Origin of the sequence: Amycolatopsis deserti (genome assembly GCF_014653945.1) — a bacterium.
GTDB classification, from domain to species: Bacteria; Actinomycetota; Actinomycetes; order Mycobacteriales; family Pseudonocardiaceae; genus Amycolatopsis_E; species Amycolatopsis_E deserti.
The window spans coordinates 82,339-99,461 of sequence record NZ_BNAU01000008.1; the positions used below are offsets into that span (position 1 = coordinate 82,339).

Below are 17,123 nucleotides of genomic sequence, written 5' to 3' on the forward strand. Positions count from 1 at the left end.
GGAAAGAGTACCTTGACACGCCTGATCGGCGACCAAAAGCAGGCTGTGGATCGGGGGCGGGGGAGGTCTGGTTGGGGTAGTCGGTCCGCTTGCGCCGCCGGCTTGCGTTTTGTGATGTGAGTTCACGCGCGCAGGGCCCACCCGCCGCCGCAATGGCGCTCATCCGCCGCGAGCGGCGCCGAACTCAGCATCCCGCGCGGCGACCCCGGCACTTGCGCGCCTGCGGGCGGCGCAGCCGGCGGCGGTCTGCCCGCTGCTACGGCCGTCCGTGGCGGCTACTGCCGCGTGCCTGCGGCTACCGCTCCCTGGAGCTCACTGCGGCCGCCTACCCGCCGACGTGCCGCCTCAGGCCGTTGCCTGCAGTGCCTCCACCAGCACCGGTGCCGTCAGCTCCACCTGCCACGGCCGCGCGCCTCCCGCGGTGAGTGCTGCCGCCACGGCCTCGAGACTGCGATCCTCCGGCGGCCGCCAGCAAGTGCGGCGCAACAGATCCGGCAGCAGCAGGTTCTCCACTGGCAGCTGGTGGTGCTCGGCGATCTTCGCCAACCCGGCACGGGCCGCGGCCAAGCGTGCCGCCGCGTCGGGGTCCTTGTCCGCCCACCGGTTCGCCGGGGGTGGGCCGTCGTTGGGCTGCGCCGGGTTGGGCAGCTGGTCCCGCGGCAGCTGACGGGCAGCCTGCAGGTGCCGGAACCAGTTCCCCGTGTACCGCCGCTGCACGCGGCCCCCGAACACCGGCAGCGCCTGCAGCTCGGCGACCGTCTTCGGGTCGGCCAGCACCGCGTTCACGATCGCGCTGTCCGGCAGCACGCGGCTGGGTGCGCGGTCGCGCTTGCGGGCCAGCTCGTCGCGGGCCTCCCACAACGCTCGCACCGCCGCGAGGCCCCGCGCGGTTCGCACCTTGTGGATCCCGCTCGTGCGCCGCCACGGCTCGCTCCGCGGTGGCGGCTGGGGTGCGGTCCGCACGGCCTCGAACTCCTGGCGCGCCCAGTCCAGCTTGCCCTGGGCGTCCAGCTCCGCCTCGAGCTTCTCGCGCAGCGGGATCAACAGCTCGACGTCCAGCGCCGCGTAGTTGAGCCAGTCCACCGGCAGCGGCCGCTTCGACCAGTCCGCCGCGCTGTGGCCCTTCTCGAGGTGGTAGCCGAGCAGGCGCTCGACCAGCGTGCCCAGCGCCACGCGCTCGTAGCCGGCCAGCCGACCGGCCAGCTCGGTGTCGAACAGGCTCCCGGGCACCAGGTCCAGCTCGGCCAGGCACGGCAGGTCCTGCGAGGCGGCGTGCAGCACCCACTCCTGGCCGTTCAGCACGTCCTGCAACGGCCCCAGCCTGCCCGCGAGGGCGATCGGGTCCACCAGGACCGTCCCGGAGCCCTCGCGGCGCAACTGCACCAGGTAGGCCTTGGGCCAGTAGCGGTAGCCGGACGCGCGCTCGGTGTCCACCGCGATCGCACCCGTGCCCGCCGCGAGCCGTGCGCAGGCGCGCGCCAGCCCCGGCTCGTCCGCCACCACGTCCGGCGTCCCGTCGGCCGGCTCCTTGAGCGTGACCGGGTCGGCCGGTTCGCTGGTATCAGGCACTTGATCTGCGGTTTCCACGTCGGTCAACCCTACGGGACGGGCGCACCGTCACCGGTACGCCCGTCCGTTGGGGTCGTGCGATTCGGCAGGGGATCAGCGGATGACGCCGGCTCGCATCGCGAGCGCCACCATCTGCGCCCGGTCGCCGGTGCCGAGCTTGCGCCCGATCCGGGACAGGTGCGACTTGACGGTGAGCGCCGAGAGGCTGAGCTCCTCGCCGATCTCCTTGTTGGACTGGCCGTCGGCGACCAGCTGCAGCACCTCGACCTCGCGCGCGGACAGCTCCCGCGGCGTGTTGTCGGTGCCCGGCACCCGCGTGCCGGTCGCCAGGACCGGGGCCACGCTCGGGTCCGCGTACACCCCGCCGTCCAGCACCCGGCGCACCCCGTCGGTCACCACCATGGGCGAGGCCGACTTCAGCAGGTACGCCTGGGCACCGGCCTGGAAGGCCGAGCGCACGGCATACGGGTCGTCGGACGAGGCGAGCACCACGATCCGGGGCCAGCCCTGGCTACGGAGCTCCGTGACCAGGTCGATCCCGCTCCCGTCCGGCAGCCCGAGGTCGAGGATGGCCAGGTCGCACGGACCCGTCGCGGTCGCCCGCGCCCTCGCCTCGGCTACCGAGGCAGCTTCGTGTACGGTGCCCGCACCCATCTGTGCGAGTCGTGCGGCAATCGCCTCCCTCAGGAGCGGGTGGTCGTCGACCACCAGCACCGAAAACAGCTCTTCCCGCGGGTGCGGGACCATGCTCGCCGGCAAAGCACCGGCTGGCGTGGATCTGACGGCCTGCGACAAGCCGACGGCAGCCACGTCACTACCTCCCTGGAGTCGGTCGTGCCCCCCGACCGGCACCGGGTACTTTCGGCCGATCAGCCGCGCCAGCTCTAGACCGAAAGTGGTATCGTCGAAGAGGCACTCTAGCCGCCGATCGCCCTCCGCGGGGGGATCGAACGGGTATCTATCTCGATCGGGTAGTTACTAGCTGGCATCCCTGTAGCACGTTCGGAGTAATACACAGGACGTGGCTAACGCATCGCGGAGCGCCAGCGATAAGCCCTTCTCGGGGACAGAGCGCTGCGCGTGCATACGGGCCGTGCATCTGCTCACGCGCGGTGCCGCCCGGCGTTGACCGATCGGGGGAGCGCTGTCATCGGATCGACGTAACCGGTCACTTCGCGCAGCGTAAGCGGCCTGTACCGCACCCGGGAGGGTGCCCCACGGCGGAATTCAGGGTGGCCGGCGACCGCCCGACCGAACTCTAGCGCTGTCGCCCGCGAGCCTCTGAGTGAGGTCTGCGTCACATCCGGCGCGCCGGAGTACCGGTGTCAGCCGCTCTGGCGGTGGCCGAACAGCGAAACGCCGACCGGCGGCAGGCCGGCCACGCTCGACATCAGCTGGCAGAACGCCTCGCCGTGCGGGCGCAGCTGCTGGTCGGCCGGCGTCCAGGACGCCCGCAGCTCCAGGTCGTCGGTGCGGGGCGGGCCGCTGATGTCGCCGAAGCGGGCCGACGAGGTCTCGGTGACCGTGCCGCCCAGCGCGGTGAACGCCGCCCCGGACTGCTCCAGTGCGTCGGTGAGCCACGACCAGCCGACCGCCGGCAGGAACGGGTCGCTGGCCAGTTCCCGGTCGATCTCCGCGCGCACGTAGACGACCACCCGCAGCACCCCGTTCCAGGCCTCCTGGCCCTCCGGATCGTGCAGCAGCACCAGCCGGCCGGTGGCCGTCACGTCCGCGGGACCCGTCGCGTCGCAGCTGAGCGCGTAGGACCAGGGCGCCAGGCGCTGCGGCGCGCGCATGGGTTCGAGGGTCATCTCCGGCCGGGGCCGGATCGCTTGCAACGCCGCGACAGCTTCACGGAACATCTCGGGCGCATGAGTCATCGCGGTCACAGCCCGACTGTAGGACGGGGAGCGGGTGCCGGGCGGCAGACGCGCCGAGGGAAGGCGCCGCCGGGCCGCGTGGCACCATGGTTGACGATGTCCACTCCTGCGCAGTCGCGGCCACGCACGGCCCACCGGGACCTCACCGGGTCCCCCTTCCTCGCGGCCGCCCGCGGCCACCGTCCCGCGCGGCTGCCCGTCTGGTTCATGCGCCAGGCCGGCCGCTCGCTGCCCGAGTACCGCGCGCTGCGCGAGGGCGTGCCGATGCTCAAGGCGTGCTTCGACCCGGAGATGATCGCCGAGATCACGCTCCAGCCGGTCCGCCGCCTCGGCGTGGACGCCGCGGTCTTCTACAGCGACATCGTGGTCCCGCTGGTCGCCGCGGGCATCGACGTCGACATCGTGCCCGGCACCGGTCCGGTGGTCGCCGAGCCGGTGCGCGACGCCGCGGCGGTCCGCCGTCTGCCCGCGCTGGACCCGGAGCGGCTCGAGCCGGTGCTGGACGGCGCCCGGCTGCTGGTCGAGCGGCTGGGGCAGACCCCGCTGATCGGGTTCGCCGGCGCGCCGTTCACGCTCGCCTCCTACCTCATCGAGGGCGGCCCCAGCCGCAGCTTCGAGCGCACCAAGGCCCTCATGCGCTCCGAGCCGGAGGTGTGGCACGACCTGGCCGGACGGCTCGCCGACATCGCGGTGACCTTCCTGCGCGGCCAGATCGAGGCCGGCGCCGACGTCGTGCAGCTGTTCGACTCCTGGGCCGGCGCGCTGACGCTGCGCGAGTACCGCGAGTTCGTGCTGCCGCACTCGGCGCGCGTGCTCGGCGCGGTCGCGGACCTGGACGTGCCGCGGATCCACTTCGGTGTCGGCACCGGCGAGCTCCTGACCGCCATGCGCGAGGCCGGGGCCGACGTGGTCGGCGTCGACTGGCGCGTCCCGCTGGACGAGGCCGTGCGGCGGCTGACCGCGCACGGCGAGCCGGTGCCGGTGGTACAGGGCAACCTGGACCCGGCGCTGCTGCAGGCGTCCTGGCCGGTGATCGAGTCCGAGGTGCGGCGCATCGCCGCCGAGGGCCGCGCCGCCGCCGCGCACATCTTCAACCTCGGCCACGGCGTGCCGCCCGGCACCGATCCCGACGTGCTGGCCCGCGTCGTCGAGCTCGTCCACAGCCTGGAGGGCTGATGCACGTCGCGGTCGTCGGCGGGGGCGTCTCGGGCGCGGTCGCGGCGTACCGGCTGCGTGCCGCGCTGGGCGACGGCGCGGCGATCACCGTCGTCGAGGCCACCAGCGCGCTCGGCGGCAAACTGCGCACCGCGGAGATCGCGGGCGTGCGCTACGACGTGGGCGCCGAAGCCTTTCTCGCCCGCCGCCCGGAAGGCGTCGGGCTGGCCGGGGAACTGGGCCTGGAGCTGGTCCACCCGACGAAGGCCCGCTCGACCGTGCGGGCCGGCGGACGGCTCGCGCCGCTGCCCGGCCGGACGCTGATGGGCATCCCCGGCTCGCCGGACGCCGTCACCGACGTGCTTTCCGACGCGGGCCGCGCGCGGGTCGCGGCCGAGCCGGAGCTGCCCCCGGTGACGCTGGAGTCCGACACCGCGCTGGGCGCCCTGCTGCGCGAGCGCTTCGGCGACGAACTGGTGGACCGCCTGGTAGACCCGCTGCTCGGCGGCGTCTACGCGGGCGGCGCCGACGGCCTGGGCCTGCGCGCCACCGTCCCCGCCCTCGCCACCGCGATCGACCGCGGCGCGCCCTCGCTGACCGCGGCCGCGGCCGGGCTGATCCCCGCCACGCCCAGCACCGCGCCGGTGTTCGGCACCCTGCCCGGCGGGCTCGGCACGCTGATCGACCGGCTCGTCGAGCTGGCCAAGCCGGACATCCGCCTCGGACAGCCGGTGACCGCGCTGCGGCGGCGGGAGAACGGCTGGCGACTGGAGGTCGGTGACGAGTCGATCGACGCCGACGCCGTCCTGCTCGCGGTGCCCGCCCCGGCGGCCCGTCGGCTCCTGGCTGACGTCGTGCCGGCCGCGTCGTCCGCGCTCGGCGAGGTCGAGCTGGCGTCGATGGCGGTCGTCGCGATGGCCCTGCCGCCCGGCACCGAGCTGCCGGACGCCTCCGGGGTGCTGATCGGGGCGCGCGAACGCCGCTCCGACGGCGAGCCGTTCGCCGCGAAGGCCTTCACCTTCTCCTCCCGCAAGTGGTCGCACCTGGACACCGGCCCGGTGCTGGTGCGTGGTTCGGTCGGCCGGTTCGGCAAGCCCGGCGCGCTGCGGCGCGACGACGACGAGCTGGTCCGCCTGGTCCGCGACGACCTGGCCGAGCTGACCGGGATCACCGCGCAGCCGATCGACGTCGCCGTCCAGCGCTGGGGCGGCGGGCTGCCGCAGTACGGGCCGGGTCACCTCGACCTGGTCGAGCGGGCCGAGCGGGCCGTCGCCGCGGTGCCGGGGCTGGCGCTGGCCGGGGCCGCCCTGCACGGTGTCGGCGTGCCGGCGTGCATCGCGACGGCCACCGCGGCCGCGACCCGCATCACCTCACAGCTGGTGCGCTAGCAGCGGCTTTCCGGGCAGTGCCAAGATGGGGGCATGGCGCGGCTGAACTATCAGGAGCTCAACGACACCATCCGCTACACCGCCTGGTCGGTGTTCCGGGTCGAGCCAGGGCGGCTGCCCGAGGACCGCGGCCAGGCCGCGACGGAGACCACCGAGTACCTCGACGCCCTGGAGGGCAAGGGGGTCGTGGTGCGCGGCGTCTACGACGTCGCCGGGCTGCGCGCCGACGCCGACTACATGATCTGGTGGCACGCCGAGACGCCCGAGCAGGTGCAGGCCGCCTACACCGGGTTCCGCCGCACCCCGCTGGGCCGGGTGTCGACGCCGGTGTGGAGCCAGTTCGCACTGCACCGCCCCGCGGAGTTCAACCGCAGCCACATCCCCGCCTTCCTGGCCGGAGAGGAGGCGCGGAAGTACATCTGCGTGTACCCGTTCGTGCGCTCCTACGAGTGGTACCTGCTGCCGGACGCCGAGCGGCGCAAGATGCTCGCCGACCACGGCAAGGAGGCCCGGGACTACCCGGACGTCCGGGCGAACACGGTGGCGTCCTTCGCGCTCGGCGACTACGAGTGGATCCTCGCCTTCGAGGCCGACGAGCTGCACCGCATCGTGGACCTGATGCGCCACCTGCGCGGCACCGAGGCGCGGCGGCACGTGCGGGAGGAGATTCCGTTCTACACCGGCACCAAGGTCGTGCCGGCCGAGCTGATCCTGAACCTGCCGTAGGTTTTCGACGCGCCCGGCCCCGGTCGAGTTTCACCAGCGCGGAGGCCATGCCGGCCGTTCGGGAGGTGGCGGCCGCGGGGGATCGATCCCAGGGTGACCGGTAGTGGGTTCGGGTTGGTGCGTCACGTGACTTGTCCGGGTGAGTCGTGCCGAGTCCGATGTGGACTACCGGGCCGCCGCTGCCGGGGAGTTCGGTCCTGGGAGTAGTGCACCCTGGTTGGCCCGCTCATGTCGCCGCACGATGGGGAGGTGGTGGCAGCGGTAGGAGGGAGCGGGATGCCGGGACGGCTGGACGGCAAGGTCGCGTTGATCACGGGCGCGTCGGGTGGGATCGGGGCGGCCACAGCGGCCCTGTTCGCCCGGGAGGGGGCGCGGCTGGTGCTGGGTGATGTCACCGGGAGCGGGCCGGAGCGGGAGGACGTGCTGCGCGTGCACCTCGACGTCTCCTCGGCGCGGGATTGGCAGGCGGCTCTGGCCAGGACGGCGGAGCGCTTCGGCCGGCTGGACGTGCTGGTCAACGTCGCGGGAATCGTGGACTGGCCGGGCATCGAGGACACCACCGAGTCCGGCTGGGACCAGGTGATCGCGGTGAACCAGAAGGGCACCTGGCTGGGCATGAAGACCGCGATGCCGTTGCTGCGCGCGAGCGGGAACGCGTCGGTGGTCAACGTTTCCTCGATCCTGGGCATCATCGGCGGCGGGTCGGCCGCGGCGTACCACGCTTCGAAGGGCGCGGTGCGGCTGCTGACCAAGACGGCGGCCGTCGAATACGCGACGAGAGGGGTGCGGGTCAACTCCGTGCATCCCGGCGTCATCGCGACTCCGATGATCCAGGACATCCTCGACGCCGAGGGCGACCAGCAGGCCGACATCCAGCGCACCCCGATGAAACGGGCAGGCACACCGGACGAGATCGCCGCGGCGATCCTGTTCCTCGCCTCCGATGAGTCGTCCTTCGTCACGGGCGCGGAGATCGTCGTCGACGGCGGCATCACGGCGCACTAGCCAGCCGGTCGACGCCGTGAGCTGCTCAGCGCGTGGAGCGGGACCACCAGCGCCGCCGGGGCAGTTCACCGCGGTCGGCGAGCCACGCGGCGAAGTTCGCGGAGTCCTGGCGGTAGCCGGTGCCGTCGGAGCGGGGTGCGGCCTCGGCGTAGGCGTCGAACAGGGGGTGGAATCGGTCGCCGAGCATCCGGAAGAGGTCGGGCCTGAGGTCGGCGACGATGGAGCGGCGCTTGGCCCGCAGGGCGAGCACCTCGGCGGCCAACCGGCCGGGGTCGAAGCCCGCCGGGGGAGCCCCGCCGGCCAGCAGCGCGCGCAGCAGCTCGGCTTGGCGGGCGGCGAGCTCTTCGCGGCTCACAGCCGCTCCCGGGTCGCGCCTGGCTCGGCCTGCGGCACTGGCCCGCGGATCGCGGGTGGCTCGGCGGCGCCCAGTCGCTCCTGGGGGCGTTTGGCGTGGTGCAGCGGCTCCGCGCCGCCCAGCCGCTCCCGGATCGCGGCCAGTTCCGCGGCCAGCTCGGCGTCCGGGGGATACGCACCGTCGCGCTCCAGGAGGGCTCCCGGGGGCTCCGTCCGCCGGCGCAGTTCGCCCAGCAGGTCCAGCACCTCGGGCAGCACCGGGTGCGTGTGCGTGTCGTGGTAGAGGCCGTCGACCTCGATGCCGCCCGCCACGTGCACGTACGCCACCCGCTCCAGCGGCACCTCGTCCAGGAACTCCACCGCATCGGCGCCCAGGTTCCGCGCGTTCGCGTACAGGTTCGCCACGTCGACGATCAGCAGGCACCCGGTCCGCGACGTCAGCTCGGCCAGGAACGCGGCCTCGCTCATCTCCGCGTCCGGCCACTCCAGCAGCGCGGCGATGTTCTCCAGCGCGAACGGCCTGCCCACGATCGACTGCGCCAGCCGCACGTTCTCCACCAGCACGTCGAGCGCCTCCCGCGTGCGGGGCAGCGGCACCAGGTGCCCCGCGTCCAGCCCGCCCGCGCGCACGAAGCACACGTGGTCACTGGCCAGCGGCGCGTCCAGCTCGTCGGCGACCGCCGCCAGGTGCTCCACCCGCCGCGTGTCCAGCGGCTCCGCGCCACCCAGCGACAGCGACACCGCGTGCGGCAGCACGGGCAAGCCGCGTTCGCGCAGCTCCACCAGCGACCCGGGCAGGTGCCCCGGGTGCAGGTTTTCCGCGATCACCTCGACCCACTCCACACCCGGCAACCGGGCGATCGACAGGTCGATCTCGGGCCGCCACCCGATCCCCACGCCCAGCCGCTCAATCACCGCCGCCACCGCCGCAACCACCGCCGCCGCACGAGCTGCCGCCGCCACACGAGCTGCCACCGCAGGAGCTGCTCCCGCACGAGCTGCCGGAGGACCCGCAGCCGTAGCCGTACGCGCCTCCCGAGGACGAACCGGACCCCCAGCGGCGTCGCGGCTTCTGCGGCGGTGGCGGCGACAGCAGGGCCTGCGCGATGCCCGCGTCCGGGTACCGGCTCAGACCGCCCAGCGCCACGTCCCGCGCGGCCCCGCCCGGGGTCACGCTCGCGGCCCGCAGCGCCGCGTCACCCGTCGTCGTCCGGGCCGGCCCGCGCGCCGGGCGGTCGGTGAGCGTCCAGAGGAGCCCGGCCGGCAGCACGGCGAGCACGAACGTGCCGTGCGGGAACGTCACGAACGCGATGACCACGACCGCGACCAACAGGACCATGGCCAGCCGCCGGACGACGCGCATCGGGCCCCGTTCGACCAGGAGCCCCTCCCCGGTGAGGCGGTCGCGCAGCTGCTCGAACTCGGCGCGGCCGAGCATCTCGGTGCGCACCTCGTGCACGGTCCAGGTGCCGCGACCGAACTGCACGCTGGTCCAGACCGCCCCGGTCAGGTCGTCGGCCGGGGCACGGCCACCGGTCGTGGACAGCCGCCCGGAGCTGCTCACCCGGACCCGCCCCTGCTCGAGCAGACCGGCCAGCGCGGCGTCGGTCGCCCGCGCCGGACCGCCGGCCAGAAAGCCCAGCTCGACCGGCCCCGGCGGCCGGTGCGGGCCGCCGTCGCGCCGCTTCAGCAGCCGCGAGCCGAGCGTGCGCACCAGGACGGGGAGCACCACCAGCACGGCGAAGACCGGCAGGAACGTCGAAGCGGGCAGACCCCAGAATGCGGGCCCGTCACCGAGTGAAAGGAGCACTGGTCCGGCCACCCCATCACCTCCAAGTCCCCCACGGGCGCGTCGGCGATTCGACGAGCGGCACGTGCCCCCGGTTCCCCGGCGGCCGGGAAACCCGGCGCAGCAGCCGGGACCCCGCGATCGTCCGCCGCGGCGGCGGCACGAGTTCGGCCAGCCCGAGGACGAGCACGCCGCCCAGCATCACCGGGATGGCCGCCACCGCGTAACCGCCGGCGAACGTGCTGGCCACGACCCCGACCAGCAGGACCCGGCAGGCGATCCGGATGCCGGCGGCGTCACCGGGCGCCACCGCCAGGCCGCGGGCCGCGAGGCCGCCGACGAGCTGCTCGAACGGGGTGCCTTTCGCCAGGTAGACGCGCAGGGTGCGCGCGGTCGCCAGGCCGCGCCAGAACGAGACCGCCAGCACGACGGCGACGGCCAGCGGATCGTCCGGAGCCCGCTGGCTCGTGGTGGTCAGCCGCCCGGTGCCGTCCACCCGGATCCACTGGCGCGCGACCAGGTCCGCGAGCACGAAGTCGACCGCGCGCTCCGCCCCGCCGGCCAGGGCGGCCAGCTCCGCCGGGGTGACCCGGTCGGCGCCGATCCGGATGCGGCGGCAGCGCAGCAGCACCGGGCCGAGCAGCCGCACCACCGGCGGCACCAGGATCAGCGCCGCGTAGAGCACCACCAGTTCCCGGGCGGACAGTCCCCAGTACGCCCCCATGCGCCCGCAGCGTAACCGGCGGGCGTCCGCCGCGGTGGCGCGGTGCGGGATTTCGTCACTCGGCGGGGACCAGCCGCAGGGAGATCGAGTTGATGCAGTACCGCTGGTCGGTGGGGGTCGGGTAGCCCTCGCCCTCGAAGAGGTGGCCCAGGTGGCTGTGGCAGGTCGCGCACAGCACCTCGGTGCGCACCATGCCCAGCGACCGGTCCTCGCGCAGCAGCACGGCGTCGGAGGAGGACGGGTCGAAGAACGACGGCCAGCCGCAGTGGCTTTCGAACTTGGTGTCGCTGCGGAACAGCTCCGCACCGCAGGCGCGGCACTCGTAGACGCCGGTGGTCTTGGTGTCGGTGTACTCGCCGGTGAACGGCCGCTCGGTGCCCGCCTGGCGCAGCACGGCGTACTCCTCGGGGGAGAGCTGCTCGCGCCACTCCTGGTCCGACTTGACCACCTTCGGGGTGGCTCCCACGACGGGTTCCATGCGAGGTTTCATATACGTCAGGCTACTCGGCGAGCCACTGCACGGCCCGTACCACGATGTCCCACGAGGCGACGATCACGCCCAGGACCAGCAGCACCACGATGGTCGCGGCGATCCACCAGCGCAGGCCGCCGACCCGGGCGCTGGACTCGGCGAACTCGGCCACGTTGTGCAGGGTGCCCTCGACGGTGAACCCCGGCTCGCACCGCTGCATCCGGTCCAGGTGCCTCGCGAACGCCTGGGCTTCCGGATCGTCGGGGTCGAGCCCGACCAGGTCGTCGTCGAAGCGCGGGTTGCGGCCGCTTTCGGTCATACCGACCAGGGTAGGTCAGCCGAGCTTGGTGTCGGAGTCGATCCGCAGTCCCCCGGAGGTGCTGACCACCCGCCAGGAGATGCGGCCGACCCCGTCGATCGAGACGTACATGTCGGCGGAGCCGTCGGCGTTGGCGCCGTTGTCCGCGCGGATCGAGCTGTAGCCCTGGATCTTGTGCTCGCTCCAGTACTGCTGGAAGGCCTGCTGGCTGCCGAACACCTCCTGCGCGGCCGGGGTGAGCAGGTTCCACGCCTGGGCCGATCCGGAACCGTCCAGGTAGGCCTTGACCACCTGGCCCGCCGAGCCGAAGTCGACCGATCCGGTGTTGGCCGTCTTGCCCAGGTCCGCCGGGGCGGCGCTGCTGGAGGTGCTGGACGGCGCCGACGGGGTGGGTGTGGGGCCGCCGACGTTGGCCTGCGACGTGCCGCCGTTCGCGGTGTCGCCGCCGTTGAGCGCGACCAGCAGGACCACGACGAGCACCGCGACCACGGCCACCGCGGACCCGATCAGCACGCCCTTGCGCTTCAGCGGCGATGGCTTGGCCTGCTGGGGCGGCTTCGGCGGCGGGATGAACGCGGCCGTCGGGTTGCGCGGGCTGCGCTGCGGCGGGGCGGGCGGCGCGGCGGTGGCGGCGCCGGTGCGCTGCCACGGCGGCCGCTCGGCGGGCGCGGGGGCTTCGGCGGGCACGGCCGCGGGCTGGCGGCCGGAGCTGAACAGCGGCGGCGACACCATCGTGCCGCCCTTGGTGTCCTTCTCGCCGTTGGCGAGCGCGGCCAGCCGGTCGCGGGCCTCCAGCATGGTCGGCCGCTCCTCCGGCTCGACCCGCAGCAGGCTCATCAGCAGCGCGGTCGCCTTGCCGGAGCTGCGCGGCGGGATGACCTGCCCGTTCGCCGCCGTGTAGAGCAGGGCGAGCTGGTTGGAGCTGTTGCCGTAGGGCGGCTGGCCCTCCAGCGCGTGGTAGAGCGTCGCGCCGAGGGAGAAGACGTCGGAGGCCGGCGCCGGGTCCGAGCCGCGCGCCAGCTCGGGCGCGAGGTAGGCCGGGGTGCCGCCGATCAGGCCGGTCTGGGTGAGCGTGAGGTCGCCTGCCGCGCGCGAGATGCCGAAGTCGGTGATCTTCGCGGTGCCGTTCTCGTCGATCAGGATGTTCGCCGGCTTGATGTCCCGGTGCACGATCCCGGCGCGGTGCGCCACGACCAGCGCCGAGGCGACCTGGTGCCCGATGCGCGCGACCTCGGCCAGCGGCAGCGTGCCCTGCTCGGCGATCACCGCGGAGAGGCTGCGCGAGGGCAGGTACTCCATGACCAGGCACGGATCGCCCCCGTGCTCGGCGATGTCGAACACCACGATGGCGTTCGGGTGCTGGAACCGCGCCGCGTTCTTCGCCTCGCGCATCGCTCGCTGGCGCATGCTGTTGCGCTCGGCCTCGGACATGCCCGGCTGGGCGAGGATCTGCTTCACCGCCACCGAACGCTCGAGGCGCTCGTCGACCGCGCGCCACACGACGCCCATGGCGCCGCTGCCGATGTGCTCAACGAGGCGATAGTGCCCTGCGATCAGCTGACCGGTGTCGATGGGACTACTCCTCGGAAACTCTCCGCATGTGCTGGCTTGGCTCAGCGCGAACGATCTCCTCGCGCACCGGGTCGAGTGTAGCGGGCTGCCTGATACGCCCGGCGTTAGCTGTCCCGCGGGCGATTCGCGCCAGTCCGACGGCGCCGGCGACCGCGAAGGCACCGTAGCAGGCCAGCAGCGCGGGCGGTGTGCTGCCGGTGAGCGCGTCGCCCAGCACCACCACCGCGATCGTGCCCGGCAGGCTGCCGAGGACGGTCCCGATCAGGTACGGGCGGAACCGCACCGAGAGGATGCCGCAGCAATAACCCAGTGGTGCGAAGGGAACCAGCGGGATCAGCCGCAATGAGGCGACCGCCAGGATCCCGCCGTCGGCGAGCCGTTCGTCGACCGCACGCACGACTTTCCGTTCCAGGTGGCGGGCCACGAGGTCGCGCCCGACCAGACGGGCCAGGCCGAACCCGAGCGCGCCGGACACCGCGGTCGCCGTGATGGCCACCACGATCCCGAGCACGTCGCCGAGCAGCAGGCCGGCCGCGAGGTTGAAGACGGTGCGGGGGATGGGGGCGACGGTGAGCACCGCGTACGCGGCCAGGAACACCAGTGCGGTCACCGCGCCCGCGCCGGCGGCCCAGTTGCGCAGTTCCGCGGGGCTGGGCACCGGAAGTGTGAACGCCGCCACGACCGCCCCGGCGAGCAGGACGAGCGCGACGATCAACTTCAGGCGGCGGGACACGACGTCCACGGTAAGGCACGCGCGGAACCGGCCCGGCGGGGCTACGGTGATCCGGTGGCAGGACGCGGTGAGGCGGTCGAATACCAGGTGGGCTCCCGAACGGTGCGGGTGTCCAATCCGGACAAGGTGTACTTCCCGGAGCGCGGGATCACCAAGCGGCAGGTCGTGGAGTACTACCTCGCGGTCGCGGAGCCGTTGCTGCGGGCGGTGGGGGAGCGGCCGACGACGCTGAAACGGTTCCCCGACGGCGTTTCCGGTGAGCCGTTCTACGCCAAACGGGTTCCCAAGGGAGCACCCGTTTGGGTGCAGACCGCGCGGATCACCTTCCCCTCCGGGCGGACCGCGGACGAGGTCTGCCCCACCGAGGCGGCGGTGTTCGCGTGGGCGGCCAACCTCGGCACGCTGGACTTCCACCCGTGGCCGGTGCGGCGGTCCGACGTGGACCACCCGGACGAACTGCGCATCGACGTGGATCCCGCGGACAGCTCCGGGTTCGGCGACGCGGTGCGGGTGGCGCTCGTGGTGCGCGAGGTGCTCGCCGACGCCGGGCTGACCGGGTACCCGAAGACCTCCGGCGGGCGCGGAGTGCACGTGCTGGTCCGGATCCGGCCGGAGTGGGACTTCATCGACGTGCGGCACGCGGTGATCGCGCTGGGCCGCGAGGTGGAGCGGCGCGTGCCCGACCTCGCCACGATCGCGTGGTGGAAGGAGGAGCGCGGCGGCCGCGTGTTCCTCGACTACAACCAGGCGGCGCGGGACCGGACGGTGGCCTCGTCGTGGTCGGTGCGCGGCACGCCCCGGGCGACGGTGTCGACGCCGGTGACGTGGGAGCAGCTGCCGGAGGTCGACCCGGACGACTTCGACGTGCTCACGGTGCCGGACTGGCTGGCCGAGCACGGCGACCCGCACGCCACCCTCGACGACCGGGCGTTCGGCCTGGAGACGGCGCTGGAGTGGTACGCCCGCGACGAGCGGGACCACGGCCTCGGCGAGATGCCGTACCCGCCGGACTACCCGAAGATGCCCGGTGAGCCCAAGCGCGTGCAGCCGAGCCGGGCGCGGCCGGAGGACTGATCGGTCCGCGCCGGGATGGCGGTGATCGGCGCGATCCGGGTGGTGACCGCGACACTGGCCGCAGCTGGAACAGGCGGCGGGACCAGCGTGTTGACCAAGGCGTGAAGCTGTCCGTGCTCGACCGGTCCCGTACCCGCCAAGGCGGCACCCACGCCCAGGCCCTGCGCGACACCGTGGCGTTCGCGCGGCAGGCCGAGGAGCTGGGCTACCACCGCTTCTGGGTGTCCGAGCACCACAGCGTGCCGGGGGTGGCCGGGTCCGCGCCCACCGTCCTGGCCGCCGCCGTCGCCGGTGCCACCGAGCGCATCCGGGTCGGCACCGGCGGCGTGATGCTGCCCAACCACCAGCCGCTCGTCGTGGCGGAGCAGTTCGGCGTGCTGGAGGCGCTGCACCCGGGCCGGATCGACATGGGACTGGGCCGCTCGGTCGGGTTCACCGGCGGGGTGCGGCGCGCGCTCGGCCACGACAAGGACGACGCCGACCGCTTCGGCGAGCAGGTCCGGCTGCTGCTCGGCTACCTCGACGGCACCCAGCGCGCCTTCCCCGGGGTGCACGCCTTCCCGGCCGAGGGGCAGCCGATCCCGGCGTTCCTGCTGGCCACCGGGGCGGGCGCGGACCTGGCCGCCGAACTGGGGCTGCCGCTGGTGATCGGCGCGGTGCGCGGCGAGGCCCGCATGATCGAGGCGATCACCCGCTACCGCGACGGCTTCGTCCCGTCGTCGCGCTGCCCGATGCCGTACGTGATCGTCTCGGCGACGGTCGCGGTGGCCGGGACGCGCGTGGCCGCCGAGCGGTTGCTGGTGCCGGAGGCGTGGTCCTCGGCCTGGTCGCGCACGCACGGCGTGTTCCCGCCGCTGCGCCCGGCGGCGGAGATCCTGGCGACCCCGATGACCGACCGCGAACGCCGGTACTTCGACCAGGCCCGTGAGGGGCAGATCGCCGGCACCCCGGACGAGGCGGCCGCGGCACTGGCCGGCCTGGTGGAGCGCACCGGCGCCGACGAGGTCCTGGTGACCACCAGCACCTACGACCGCGCCGAGATGCTGGACTCCTACCGGCTGCTGGCCGAGTCGGTGTCCGCGGGCAGCGCCGCCGGGTCCTTCGGGGTCCGGTAGTACAGCGCGACCGCCACGAACACCGCGAACGTCAGCCACAGGTAGGCGTTCTGGAACAGCCACGCCAGCCCGGCCGGCTGGAAGCCCAGCACGGTGTCGGCCTCGAAGCCGATCAGCGGCAGCACCCCGCCGGAGGTGATCAGCGCGGCCCCGGCCAGCCCGATCCACCCCAGCACCGACCCGCGCAACGCGACGTTGACCAGGCAGATCAGCAGCATCGCCAGCCACACCCAGTGGTGCACCCAGCTGTAGGGCGACACGGCCGTCGTCGCCAGGCCGCACAGCGTCGCCGCCACCAGTTCCTCGCCGCGCGCGGCCAGGCGGCGCGCCAGCAGCAGGCACACCACCGCGGTCGCGGCCGCGACGAGCAGCCACACGATCTGCATCCCGCCGGTCACCCCAGTGGCCCGCGCGAAGAACCCGCGCAGCGACTCGTTCGCCGGGTTCTCCGGCACGCCGACCCGCGTCGGGTCCATGAACGCGCCGGACCAGAACGTCACCGAGTCGTGCCACAGGAACGCGAACCCGACCGCCACGGTCACCACGAAGGCGACTCCCGCGACGATCGCCGCCCGGTAGCGCCGCGTCACCAGCAGGTACAGCACGAAGAACGCGGGCGTCAGCTTGATCCCGGCCGCGACGCCGATCAGCACGCCCTTGACCTTCGACGAGTCCGGCAGCGCCAGGTCGAGCAGCACCAGCGTCATGAGCAGGATGTTGATCTGCCCGAACGCCATCGTCTCGCGCACCGGCTCGCACCACATCAGCAGCGCCGCGACCGGCAGGCTGACCAGCACCAGCCGCAGATCGCGCCGGAACCGCAGCAGCGACAGCGCCGCCCACACCCCGACGGCCAGCATCGCGTAGTCACCGAGCGCGCCCACCCATGTGAAGAGTTCACCCTTCAGGTGGGCCAGCGGCACGAACAGCAGCGCCGCGAACGGCGTGTAGACGAACTCCCACTGCCCGCGGATGTTGCCCAGCAGCGGCGTGTCGTAGACGGACACGCCGCCCAGCACGCGCTCGCCCGCGATCCGGTAGACGCCCAGGTCGAGCAGGTGCAGCAACGTGGGCAGCTGGGCCAGGACCTGTCTGACGTAGAAGAAACCGGCGACCGCGCCCAGCAGGAGGACGGGCCAGACGGCGATCCAGGGAATCGGTCGTCGCGCGCTGTCCCGGGGCGCCGGCGCCACAGCCGGCGTCTCGACCGCGGAAGACGGCACAGTTACTCCCAGTACTCAGTGGTCC

Annotated in this window: 18 protein-coding genes; 6 read left to right on the plus strand and 12 right to left on the minus strand. The window is 73.5% G+C overall.

Annotation, left to right across the window (positions count from 1 at the left end):
• Window positions 1-345: 345 nt before the first annotated feature.
• From IE290_RS29605 to IE290_RS29615, 3 genes are all read right to left on the minus strand, one after another.
• Entirely contained in the window at window positions 346-1,569 is a 1,224-nt protein-coding gene (locus IE290_RS29605; RefSeq protein WP_191247989.1) for a ribonuclease D, read from the minus strand.
• A gap of 93 nt (window positions 1,570-1,662) precedes the next feature.
• On the minus strand, window positions 1,663-2,379 hold the full coding sequence (locus IE290_RS29610) for a response regulator (RefSeq protein WP_038532327.1): 717 nt from the start codon (window positions 2,377-2,379) through the stop codon (window positions 1,663-1,665).
• A 515-nt stretch (window positions 2,380-2,894) separates the two neighbouring features.
• On the minus strand, window positions 2,895-3,458 hold the full coding sequence (locus IE290_RS29615) for a DUF3000 domain-containing protein (RefSeq protein WP_191247990.1): 564 nt from the start codon (window positions 3,456-3,458) through the stop codon (window positions 2,895-2,897).
• An 87-nt stretch (window positions 3,459-3,545) separates the two neighbouring features.
• Between IE290_RS29615 and hemE the strand changes: the two genes are divergently transcribed.
• From hemE to IE290_RS29635, 4 genes are all read left to right on the plus strand, one after another.
• Window positions 3,546-4,625 carry a uroporphyrinogen decarboxylase gene (gene hemE / locus IE290_RS29620; protein ID WP_191247991.1) on the plus strand — a complete coding sequence of 360 codons (1,080 nt, stop codon included), beginning with the start codon at window positions 3,546-3,548 and terminating at the stop codon, window positions 4,623-4,625.
• On the plus strand, window positions 4,625-5,992 hold the full coding sequence (hemG, locus tag IE290_RS29625) for a protoporphyrinogen oxidase (RefSeq protein ID WP_191247992.1): 1,368 nt from the start codon (window positions 4,625-4,627) through the stop codon (window positions 5,990-5,992). Before hemE ends, hemG begins: the two co-directional genes overlap by 1 nt.
• 33 nt (window positions 5,993-6,025) lie before the next feature.
• Window positions 6,026-6,718, plus strand: coding sequence for a hydrogen peroxide-dependent heme synthase (gene hemQ / locus IE290_RS29630; RefSeq protein WP_191247993.1), 693 nt, complete (start codon window positions 6,026-6,028; stop codon window positions 6,716-6,718).
• A 276-nt stretch (window positions 6,719-6,994) separates the two neighbouring features.
• Window positions 6,995-7,723, plus strand: coding sequence for an SDR family NAD(P)-dependent oxidoreductase (locus tag IE290_RS29635; RefSeq protein WP_191247994.1), 729 nt, complete (start codon window positions 6,995-6,997; stop codon window positions 7,721-7,723).
• 25 nt (window positions 7,724-7,748) lie between these two features.
• Here the strand turns inward: IE290_RS29635 and IE290_RS29640 are convergent, their stop codons facing one another.
• Genes IE290_RS29640 through IE290_RS29675 form a run of 8 tightly spaced genes read right to left on the minus strand, consistent with a single transcriptional unit; the run spans window position 7,749 to window position 13,686 of the window.
• Window positions 7,749-8,078, minus strand: a complete 330-nt coding sequence (locus IE290_RS29640) for an SCO6045 C-terminal-like domain-containing protein (RefSeq protein ID WP_191247995.1) — start codon at window positions 8,076-8,078, stop codon at window positions 7,749-7,751.
• Window positions 8,075-8,989 carry an MbnB/TglH/ChrH family RiPP precursor modification enzyme gene (locus IE290_RS29645; protein WP_229874826.1) on the minus strand — a complete coding sequence of 305 codons (915 nt, stop codon included), beginning with the start codon at window positions 8,987-8,989 and terminating at the stop codon, window positions 8,075-8,077. Before IE290_RS29645 ends, IE290_RS29640 begins: the two co-directional genes overlap by 4 nt.
• Window positions 8,985-9,899, minus strand: coding sequence for a TIGR04222 domain-containing membrane protein (locus IE290_RS29650; RefSeq protein ID WP_229874787.1), 915 nt, complete (start codon window positions 9,897-9,899; stop codon window positions 8,985-8,987). Before IE290_RS29650 ends, IE290_RS29645 begins: the two co-directional genes overlap by 5 nt.
• Before the next feature lie 4 nt (window positions 9,900-9,903).
• Complete coding sequence (locus IE290_RS29655) at window positions 9,904-10,590, minus strand: TIGR04222 domain-containing membrane protein (protein WP_191247996.1); 687 nt, start codon at window positions 10,588-10,590, stop codon at window positions 9,904-9,906.
• Between the two features lie 55 nt (window positions 10,591-10,645).
• Window positions 10,646-11,068: a peptide-methionine (R)-S-oxide reductase MsrB gene (gene msrB / locus IE290_RS29660; RefSeq protein WP_191247997.1), complete on the minus strand. Its 423-nt coding sequence runs from the start codon at window positions 11,066-11,068 to the stop codon at window positions 10,646-10,648.
• 22 nt (window positions 11,069-11,090) lie between these two features.
• The gene (locus IE290_RS29665; protein WP_191247998.1) at window positions 11,091-11,381 is read right to left on the minus strand and encodes a hypothetical protein; all 291 of its coding nucleotides are present in this window, start codon (window positions 11,379-11,381) and stop codon (window positions 11,091-11,093) included.
• Window positions 11,382-11,396: 15 nt separating this feature from the next.
• Window positions 11,397-12,938: a serine/threonine-protein kinase gene (locus IE290_RS29670; RefSeq protein WP_268246419.1), complete on the minus strand. Its 1,542-nt coding sequence runs from the start codon at window positions 12,936-12,938 to the stop codon at window positions 11,397-11,399.
• A gap of 19 nt (window positions 12,939-12,957) precedes the next feature.
• Entirely contained in the window at window positions 12,958-13,686 is a 729-nt protein-coding gene (locus IE290_RS29675; protein ID WP_229874789.1) for a TVP38/TMEM64 family protein, read from the minus strand.
• Between the two features lie 54 nt (window positions 13,687-13,740).
• On the opposite strand from IE290_RS29675, the gene ligD reads away from it, so the two are divergent.
• Both ligD and IE290_RS29685 read left to right on the plus strand, forming a co-directional pair.
• Window positions 13,741-14,760 (plus strand): non-homologous end-joining DNA ligase, encoded by a 1,020-nt coding sequence (gene ligD, locus IE290_RS29680; RefSeq protein WP_191248000.1) that lies wholly within the window; start codon window positions 13,741-13,743, stop codon window positions 14,758-14,760.
• Between the two features lie 101 nt (window positions 14,761-14,861).
• Window positions 14,862-15,875, plus strand: a complete 1,014-nt coding sequence (locus tag IE290_RS29685) for an LLM class flavin-dependent oxidoreductase (RefSeq protein WP_191248001.1) — start codon at window positions 14,862-14,864, stop codon at window positions 15,873-15,875.
• Here IE290_RS29685 and IE290_RS29690 read toward each other — a convergent pair.
• The gene (locus tag IE290_RS29690) at window positions 15,812-17,098 is read right to left on the minus strand and encodes a glycosyltransferase 87 family protein (RefSeq protein ID WP_229874790.1); all 1,287 of its coding nucleotides are present in this window, start codon (window positions 17,096-17,098) and stop codon (window positions 15,812-15,814) included. The two genes, IE290_RS29685 and IE290_RS29690, sit on opposite strands and share 64 nt — an antisense overlap.
• Window positions 17,099-17,123: the final 25 nt, after the last annotated feature.